Genomic DNA, 8,366 nt, shown 5'->3' with positions numbered 1-8,366 from the left:
TAAAAGTCATCGAATTGACAAAGAACAATGAAACTGAATTACTTTATCGTAACATTTGTACTACTCTAAACGAAAATGAATTTAAAAAAGCAGCATAAGTTTTCGCTCAATTGGGGTATTAGAAACATGTCTCCAAAGTTGTACTTGATAATCAAATATAAGTCCCGTGATGAAATCGAGCAGTATTTTCTATCTGAGGAAAGTTTATTAAAACCCCATGAAAGAGCCATCTATATCTTTGTCATTTTCGATCTCCAGCGCTTTTTCACTGAATCATTTGCTAAGACCATTCCTGCAGCGTTGAGTCAAACCAAATTGGATGAGTATTTTTTAAAGGAAGTTTGTCGACTAAATGAAGATGAAACGTTTTGGCGCGGCATGCCCAAAAGCAACCGGCTCAGGGAGTACCTTGTTAAATATGTCATTATGTATTTTGACAATGACTTTCCCCGACAAAACCCGATTCAAGATTACATACGAAATTTTATCAATAGCAGGCGCATTTATCAGCCGCCACGAAGTGTTCTGATAAAGATGGAAGAGGCTGCAAGACTTTTCGGTGTGAGCCGGCGGGAACTCAAAGCAATGGATCGAAAAACCCTCACGCGAGCCTACAGACGCCTTGCCATGAAACATCATCCGGACCAGGGCGGAAAAAGCGATACATTTTTAAGACTAACAGAGATATACCAAGGGCTACTGAGGAAGAAAAGGTAGAAATAGTAACGTTGTATTAAGTGGAAATAGGGGACATATAACGCTCTTTACTTATTAACTTAATTTTTCATCGCTGCAAATCTAGTGCACACAACAAATCAAAATCAAGTTTATTCACTATTCAAGATGTGACCCCAGACCTTTTTGCTTGACCTAAGCGCTATCGGATGTCCCGTAAGTCCCGCAACGTAGAAACTTATAAAAAAGGGGTCAAAAAGGGGTCAAGTCCACTCCTGATTTATTTGGCCAGTAATGATAGGCAATCCAATTATGGAGCAGCCACAAAGGGTATCTGTCCATTGCCAAAAAATGGGATTGGCTTCATAAAAATCACATACTATCCTTGCTGTCCAAAAACCGGAAAGACTGGCTGCGATACTATAAGAAATGGGTATCCGTTGAGGATGAAGATGAGGTCAGCAAAAAAATCAGCGGCGTAAAATGGCCATTGTGTTTAAGGCCCCAGGCGTTTATTGACCGAATTAAGGAAAAATATGGTTCGGGAAAAATAAACAAGGAAATTCCTTCAAGCCGAGAACTATTACCGGATGCAAAGCGAATTCTGGATGAGGTTTGCAGGTTTTACGGTATGACAGTACCCGAAATCATAAAAACGCGACGGGGACGAAGGAATGAAGCTCGTAATGCAGCCATATACCTTACCAGGAAACTTCGGTTGGATACTTTCAAGAATATCGGCGAGCAATATGGAATTGATAACGATAGAACGGTCAGAAGTGTGTTCGAGCGCATGAAAAAGCGATGAACCGAAGATCGAGATTTAGCCCTACAAATGGAAAAGTTGAAAGATTCAATCAAAAAAAGTCAAGAGTGGACTTGACCACATTTTTAGTTATGCCATCATCTGCGGATTGGAGCGCCAGCGAAATTTTATCGGGCGGATGGGCTGGTTTGCGAAAACGCTATTAAATAATGATAGCCATATTCGATTACTGGTTGTTCATCTTGATTAGAAACCTTGCATTTAATAGAAGCAAACCCTCTATCTGGTTTACTTTGTGATTGCTTAATATCAGTCCACCATGCATTGACTGTCAAAACATCTCCCGGGCGAACCGGGTTAAACATTTTGACTTGATCCATACCTACACCACTCAATATTGCTATATTGTTTTGTGCTTCAACAACAACTTTGGTACATGCTGATAGTATATGAAGGGATGATGCAATCAAACCACCGAAAATTGATTCGCTTGCATGCGTTTCGTCAATATGAAATGGCTGTGGATCAAATTTTTTAGCGAAATCAATTATCGAATCCCGGGTGAAAAGAACAGTATGGCACTGGAGAGGCTCTCCTTCATTTAGATCTTCAAGATATCGTTTTTTCAAAACCAATTATTTGTTGAACAATTTGATGGTTAAAGTTCTTTTTACTGCATGACATATTAATCTATGAACGTCCACATATTTTTACTTTTATACGCAATATAAATAATCTTTACAATCACCCTACCCGATACCCTGCTTGGTGATTTTATTTTACCGGACAGCTTGGCTCAAGCACGATAGAAACTTATAATTTGAGGGGCGTCCCGCAAACCGGTGGGTTAATTACATTTTAAAGTCGGTGCTGACTAGGGGTTCTGGATGTCCGGCTGACAACAGCGAAATATGTCTTACTTTACTATTATGAAAATATTACATCAGAAATCGAATATCCGGGAAAAAATATGACTTCATGCAACGTGAAACATCGCATATATGGAATGGTGGCAGGAATTGGGGCACTGTTCGTGATCATCACTATCCTGACAACAACCCGTGTCCACGGAGGTTCCAAGCCCATCCCCAGTGTGCACCACGATCTTCAGATCACGCTGCATCCGGATACGCATCGACTCGCCGGTCGGGACCGGATGCGCATGCGGGCCACCGGCCGGAGCGAGTTGACCTTTTATATTTCTGAACATGCGGATCTGGAAATCGTTGAAATCAATGGGGATCCGGCAGTGTATCGTGTTTCGAGGGGGCGGGTAAATATTACAGTACCGACGGCGGCAGCCGAATCCGAAATCCGGCTCACCATTGCTTATTCTGCGGTTTTTGACGACCCATACCCTGAGACACCGGTAAATACCGATAATCCGGGATACGGGGTTACAGGGATTGTTTCAGAAAAGGGAACGTTTCTGTTGGCTGGAGCCGGGTGGTACCCTCACATCGCCTCGGAATGGGCATCCTTCCGAATCCGGGTCGATGCGCCCGAGGGTGTGGTGGCGGTAACCAGCGGTCGATCCGTTGTCCGCAGGGCAGAAGGTCGCCGGACTGTATCCGAATGGGAGATTCAGCGGGCCGTTAAAGCATTGGCCCTGAGCGCGGGCCGTTATACGGTTCGGGAACGATCAATGGGGGAAATCTCTATTAGCACCTATTTTTTCCAGGAAATCCAACCCCTGTCGGATCGCTATCTGGACGCCGTGGAGCGTTACATCGAAATGTACGAGGCTCTGTTCGGCCCGTATCCCTTTGCTAAATTTGCCGTTGTGGAGAATTTCTTTCCCACCGGTTATGGCTTTCCATCGTATACCTTAGTGGGCGGTCGTGTCCTCAGGCTGCCGTTTATCATAGCCACGAGCCTCGGGCATGAAATTGCCCATTGCTGGTGGGGAAACGGTGTTCTGGTGGACCACAGTACCGGCAATTGGAGCGAAGGGCTGACCTCCTATGTGGCCGATTATCTGTATCAGGAACGTATATCAGGGCAGAAAGCCGCCGAGCATCGCCGTCAGTGGCTTAGGAATTACGCCACCCTGGTGGATGACTCCAGGGATTTTCCCCTGGCCGCATTCCGGAGCCGGGTAGACAATCCGACCAAGGTCATCGGTTACGACAAAGGCGCCATGATGTTTCACATGGTTCGCCAGATCGTCGGTGAAACGGCATTCTGGGGCGCTCTCCGGGATATACTCAAGGAAAAACGCTTTAAGAAGGCTTCCTGGAATGATTTTCGTCAGGCTTTCAAACGCCGGAGTGAATGTGTGGGTGAACCCTGTCTGTTGGACCGGTTTTTTGAGCAGTGGGTTTTCCGCAAAGGAGCACCCCAGCCGGTGCTGGAAGACGTACAGCGCCGGCGGAATTCGAACGGCGAGTGGATCGTCTCAGGCCGGATCAGCCAGGTATCGGATACCCATGATCTCCTGTTGAAGCTGGTGGTCACCTCGACCGACGACCGGTTGACACAGACCGTATGGTTGCGAGGAACCCAAGCCCGGTTCAAAATGACCGTCCCCTGGAAACCACAATCTGTGGAATTGGATCCCGGGGCGGACGTGTTCAGAAGGTTGTTTCCATCGGAGATTCCGAAATCGGTCAACTCCATAAAGGGAGCGGAATCTGTGTTGATGGTGATTACCGAACAGGCCGGAAACAACGCCAGGGAGATTGCCGGTCTCCTGGCACAATCTTTTGGCTTGCAGAAAGCCGGGTGGATTTCAGAGTCTGAATTGAGTCCCCGGCTCATAAAAAATCATGATCTGGTGTTTATCGGTTTTCCAAAGAATCAGGGGCTGACATCTCCAATCCCTTCTCCGGTCAGCGTGGAAATGGACGCCTTCACTTTGGGAAGCCGCCGCTACAACAGCTCAAACGACACGATTTTTGCCGCGTTTCCACACCCGGAAAGCGACGATCGGACAGCCGGCCTGCTCTTTTCTCCCGGAGGAAGGCTGGATGTTCGGACTGTCATGAAGCTGACCCATTACGGCCGGTACAGCTACCTGGCATTTGAAAACGGGCAAAACAGGGACCGGGGAACCTGGCCGGTCACGGTCTCTCCATTAATCTTTGACTGGAAAGAGAAGGTACTAAAATGAGCAAACAGAAGACCATCGTGTTAGTCATCACTTTATTAACTGTAATGTGTGCTGTCGGTGTAACCGCGAGCTTGCGCGTCGAAAACCCGCAACTTTACGATCTGTCCGAAAATAGGTCGATATCCCTTAAGCAGCTCGCTGTGGAATTGAAAACAAAAAGAATTGTTCTGGTCGGCGAGCATCATAATAATATCCGGCATCATATCAATCAGCTCGAAGTCATACGCGCGTTGCACGAAGCCGGTGCCAAAGTCGCCGTCGGTATGGAGATGTTTCGAAGCGATAGCCAGAAATACCTGGGCCAATGGGTTGCCGGCAAAATCCCGGAAAAGGAATTCGAAAAAATATATTATGCCAACTGGAACTACAACTGGTCGCTATACCGCCCGATTCTCCAATATGCCCGGGAGAACAGGATTCCCGTTTTAGGACTCAATGTGTCCAGAAAAATCACCCGCCAGGTGGCCCGCCAAGGTTTCCAATCCCTGAACAAGGAACAGCGAGGCAAGTTGAAAGACGTTGCCTGCCGTGTAGACAAGGTTTACATGGACTTTATCAAACGGGCATACGGTGCCCATGCCCACGGGAATTTGAATTTCGAATACTTCTGCGAGTCACAGCTGGTTTGGGACAACATCATGGCCATCAATTCCCTGGACTACATCCGTAATAATCCGGACAGCACGGTCGTGCTGATTGCCGGAAACGGTCACGTCTGGAAAGGCGGCATCCCGACTCAATTGAATAACCGCTCCTTTACGGCTTATGCTGTGATTCTCCCTGAAATTCCCGGTGTTGTGGAAAAAAATACCATCAGCCTGAGGGATACGGATTACATATTCTTGGAATAACCCCCGAAAAGGAAAGACAGCGAAATCTACCCTTAAATACTACTGGGAAGGTACGTCAAAAAATTTAGATTGAATTTATATTTAATATGATATTAATAGGTTATAATTTCCTGCTTTTTGCTTGACCTAAGCGCTATAGAATGCCCCGGAAGGCCCGCAAAATGGAAACTTATAATTTGAGGGGCGTCCCGCAACCCGTAAAGTTGAAGTTAACCGAATAGGGCTTTTTCCAGTTTTTCCAAAGCCGCTTTGCGTTTTGATGGATTCATTCTTTCCAAATTTAGCATCTTCCAACGGATTGCAGGCAACTGCTCCACTTCGGGCAATGCAAATTTTCGCCAATCTTGAGTTCCTCGTTTTAACTCAAGCAAAAAGTGTCGATCAGCATCCGACATAACAGAATGAATTTGGGTGACCAGTTGAGGTAATGTTTCATGAATTTGCTCATATTTGAGCGGTTCATAACTCATGTCCTCTAACTCTTCCCGGTACAAAGCTTCGATATCTTGCGCTTGAGGAGACAACAATTCTGCCATAGGTCTATTATGCCCCATTAAGTAGACAAGAAAAGCGTTCTTCAGCCGCTCATTAATGCCCTCATGCTGCAACAGCCAGTAAACATCAAACAGATCTCTCGGATGCTGGCGATCAAGCGCAGCACAGATTTTACCAGCGTACAAATCTTCAAAACTGAGCACTGACATTCTTGCATATCCAAATGTTTCAGCCGCTTTAGCCGATAATTCCTGAGATTCAGGGGGATAAACGCTGCCTCTAAGAACTGGAGTAACCTCTATCTTGACGCTTATACTGTTCTGATTTACCAGCAATTTCACGCGACTATTGGTTTCTCGCAACACAGATGCATGTATATTGATCCGAGGAATGTGCTGTTCTATATCTATCGAGATCTCTCCAAGGGCTTTGTCAATCGCAGCTAAACTGATTTCTCGATCCTCTATTGGTAGATATGCCAAATCTATATCAACTGACAATCGCGGCATGTCGCGCAAAAACAGATTAATGGCCGTGCCACCTTTTAATGCAAAACAGGTCTGTTTTGCCACGCTTGGTAGCAAACGGACCAGCAGGTGCGCCTGCTCAATAAAGGGATTGCTCGCTTCCACTGACCATCTCCCGGGGAACGGTTATTAGATAGAGGGCATCAAAGGCTCCACCTTTGAATATCATTCGCTTTCCCTTGCCCAAATCAATTTCTTTGGTTTCAAGCGCCTGGCGCCACGCATGATTATGGCGGTCAGCAAACCAAAAAAATAGACGTTTTGCCTTCACATTGATGCAGGCTCTCAGTAAGATCTGGAGAATGCCCGGCCGAAAGTTTACAGCAGCTTCAAAAAATTTATCTGCGACGGAAAAGCCCGCTTTATCTCGAATACCTGCCAACAGTTCCAGCATAGCCAGCTCAGCGGTACTATATGGTATAGGCCAATCCCAAAATCCAAAAGGTTTAGAGATCTGAGCCTCCTCGGGTAGTGAGACAAACAATTGCCGGTTGTATACCTCAAATCGAAACGGTCCCGGAAATTTCGACACCCAACCCGGCACCTTGACTGGCCCATGCAGATTTATACGTTTAAGATGGCCGGCTGGCAGATAGTGTGCCAGACCCTGCATTTCAAGAGCGCTACGTCCCCCCACGCGCAAGTGACAACCCATCTCATTCAGAGAATAAACCACATGTTCCCATTTTAGTGGTGGCCCTGGCCGCCGGTACACCCCTTGAGCAACGGCTTCTAACTTTCCAGCCCGAAGGTAATAATCCACCTGAGCCCGACTGAATCCCTGCGCTTTTAACCAAGCGCGATTCACTATCTGCCCTTCAGGTAGGCATTGGTCCAAGGGCTTTTTTATTTTTGATCTCATGGTTTGCGCATCCCTCCTGATGCATAGTTTATATATGCAAAAGCATGGATTGGCAAACTATTTGTTTATTAATATTACGATTTGCATAAAATATTACTGTAAAATAAGAATTTTGTAAACCGTACGCTTTAATTTCGGTTTCACGCTTTCAAAAATGCAAGGGCCTGGAATGATTCCGATAAATGTACAAGGAGATTTTATCTTTTTAAGATCCAATAATCAATACTCCCTGTTTCTGTACCTTAGAAATATTCGGCGTTGATACGAAATAGAATAGATTACAATAAGATATCAAAAATGGTTTTTTGGAAGGGATAAACGTAAAGTATATTCTGAGCTTGTCGAGGGGTCTGCTCTGAGCCTGCCGGAGGGTTTACTCTAGTATGTCCCTGAAGCCGTTTTATATCAGATAAAATAGAAACTTATCATTTTATGGGCGTCCTGCAATCCCTTTGGCATGGCAAATGTAAAGTAATATTTCATTTTGTCACACCGGCATTTTTAATCAGTCCAAAACAAAGCCAAGGATTGAAGATTTATCTTTTGTAAAATGGAAGTTGATGAATATTAAGAGAATGGATCAAAAGAAGCATAAAAAGGCACTTGAAAAATTGAGTCGTTACCTTGAACAATAAACCCGAATCTTTCCTGCCTTGTCTTTAATAGAAATAAAACGACATATAAATATATCGATGCGCCAAGAGCAAACTTGACCCCTGGATTAAGAGGTTATAAGTTCCTGGTTTTTGCTTGACCCAAGCGCTATAGAATGCCCCGGAAGTCCCGAAAAATGGTAACTTATAATTTGATGGGCGCGCAACCCGCAACCACTCATCGGAATTTACAACCAGCCGATTATAAACCATGTCATCCGGTTTGCCGTTCCAAAATTATAATTGCCTGTATAGTGGTTGTTTAAAAACGTTCCGTTATCTATACTGTTTCTCCCACTAAGGCAAACTCGAAAGCCACTGATATGCAGGAGCGATAAGTATCTGCTGGCCTTCATTCTGCATTAAACAGTAACCGTTGCTCTTTTCAACAAGTTGAATCGCGGGTCTTTTAAAAACACCCTGGA

General features: G+C 45.3%; 7 protein-coding genes. 4 read left to right on the top strand and 3 right to left on the bottom strand.

From position 1 onward, the window contains the following. Positions 1 to 126 precede the first annotated feature (126 nt). Both SWH54_09850 and SWH54_09845 read left to right on the top strand, forming a co-directional pair. Entirely contained in the window at positions 127 to 717 is a 591-nt protein-coding gene (locus tag SWH54_09850; protein ID MDY6791560.1) for a hypothetical protein, read from the top strand. A 343-nt stretch (positions 718 to 1,060) separates the two neighbouring features. After that, positions 1,061 to 1,483 carry a helix-turn-helix domain-containing protein gene (locus tag SWH54_09845; GenBank protein MDY6791559.1) on the top strand — a complete coding sequence of 141 codons (423 nt, stop codon included), beginning with the start codon at positions 1,061 to 1,063 and terminating at the stop codon, positions 1,481 to 1,483. Positions 1,484 to 1,608: 125 nt separating this feature from the next. Here SWH54_09845 and SWH54_09840 read toward each other — a convergent pair whose 3' ends face one another. Further along, on the bottom strand, positions 1,609 to 2,070 hold the full coding sequence (locus tag SWH54_09840) for a MaoC/PaaZ C-terminal domain-containing protein (GenBank protein MDY6791558.1): 462 nt from the start codon (positions 2,068 to 2,070) through the stop codon (positions 1,609 to 1,611). Between the two features lie 341 nt (positions 2,071 to 2,411). Here SWH54_09840 and SWH54_09835 point away from each other — a divergent pair, with 341 nt between their 5' ends. Further along, positions 2,412 to 4,553: a M1 family aminopeptidase gene (locus tag SWH54_09835; GenBank protein MDY6791557.1), complete on the top strand. Its 2,142-nt coding sequence runs from the start codon at positions 2,412 to 2,414 to the stop codon at positions 4,551 to 4,553. Next, the gene (locus SWH54_09830; GenBank protein MDY6791556.1) at positions 4,550 to 5,404 is read left to right on the top strand and encodes a ChaN family lipoprotein; all 855 of its coding nucleotides are present in this window, start codon (positions 4,550 to 4,552) and stop codon (positions 5,402 to 5,404) included. Before SWH54_09835 ends, SWH54_09830 begins: the two co-directional genes overlap by 4 nt. A gap of 209 nt (positions 5,405 to 5,613) precedes the next feature. Here the strand turns inward: SWH54_09830 and SWH54_09825 are convergent, their stop codons facing one another. Together SWH54_09825 and SWH54_09820 are read right to left on the bottom strand one after the other, a co-directional pair. Further along, positions 5,614 to 6,531, bottom strand: coding sequence for a nucleotidyl transferase AbiEii/AbiGii toxin family protein (locus tag SWH54_09825; protein ID MDY6791555.1), 918 nt, complete (start codon positions 6,529 to 6,531; stop codon positions 5,614 to 5,616). Then, the gene (locus tag SWH54_09820) at positions 6,506 to 7,288 is read right to left on the bottom strand and encodes a type IV toxin-antitoxin system AbiEi family antitoxin domain-containing protein (GenBank protein ID MDY6791554.1); all 783 of its coding nucleotides are present in this window, start codon (positions 7,286 to 7,288) and stop codon (positions 6,506 to 6,508) included. Before SWH54_09820 ends, SWH54_09825 begins: the two co-directional genes overlap by 26 nt. Positions 7,289 to 8,366 lie beyond the last annotated feature (1,078 nt).

The sequence above is a fragment of the Thermodesulfobacteriota bacterium genome (assembly GCA_034189135.1).
Lineage (GTDB): Bacteria > Desulfobacterota > Desulfobacteria > Desulfobacterales > JAUWMJ01 > JAUWMJ01.
Note: the sequence above shows the minus strand (reverse complement) of the source record. Positions and strands in the feature narration are given on the sequence as shown.

Coding starts and splice junctions, on each gene's coding strand:
- SWH54_09835 (MDY6791557.1), top strand. CDS start 2,412: ATGACTTCATGCAACGTGAAACATCGCATATATGGAATGGTGGCAGGA.
- SWH54_09820 (MDY6791554.1), bottom strand. CDS start 7,288: ATGAGATCAAAAATAAAAAAGCCCTTGGACCAATGCCTACCTGAAGGG.
- SWH54_09830 (MDY6791556.1), top strand. CDS start 4,550: ATGAGCAAACAGAAGACCATCGTGTTAGTCATCACTTTATTAACTGTA.
- SWH54_09850 (MDY6791560.1), top strand. CDS start 127: ATGTCTCCAAAGTTGTACTTGATAATCAAATATAAGTCCCGTGATGAA.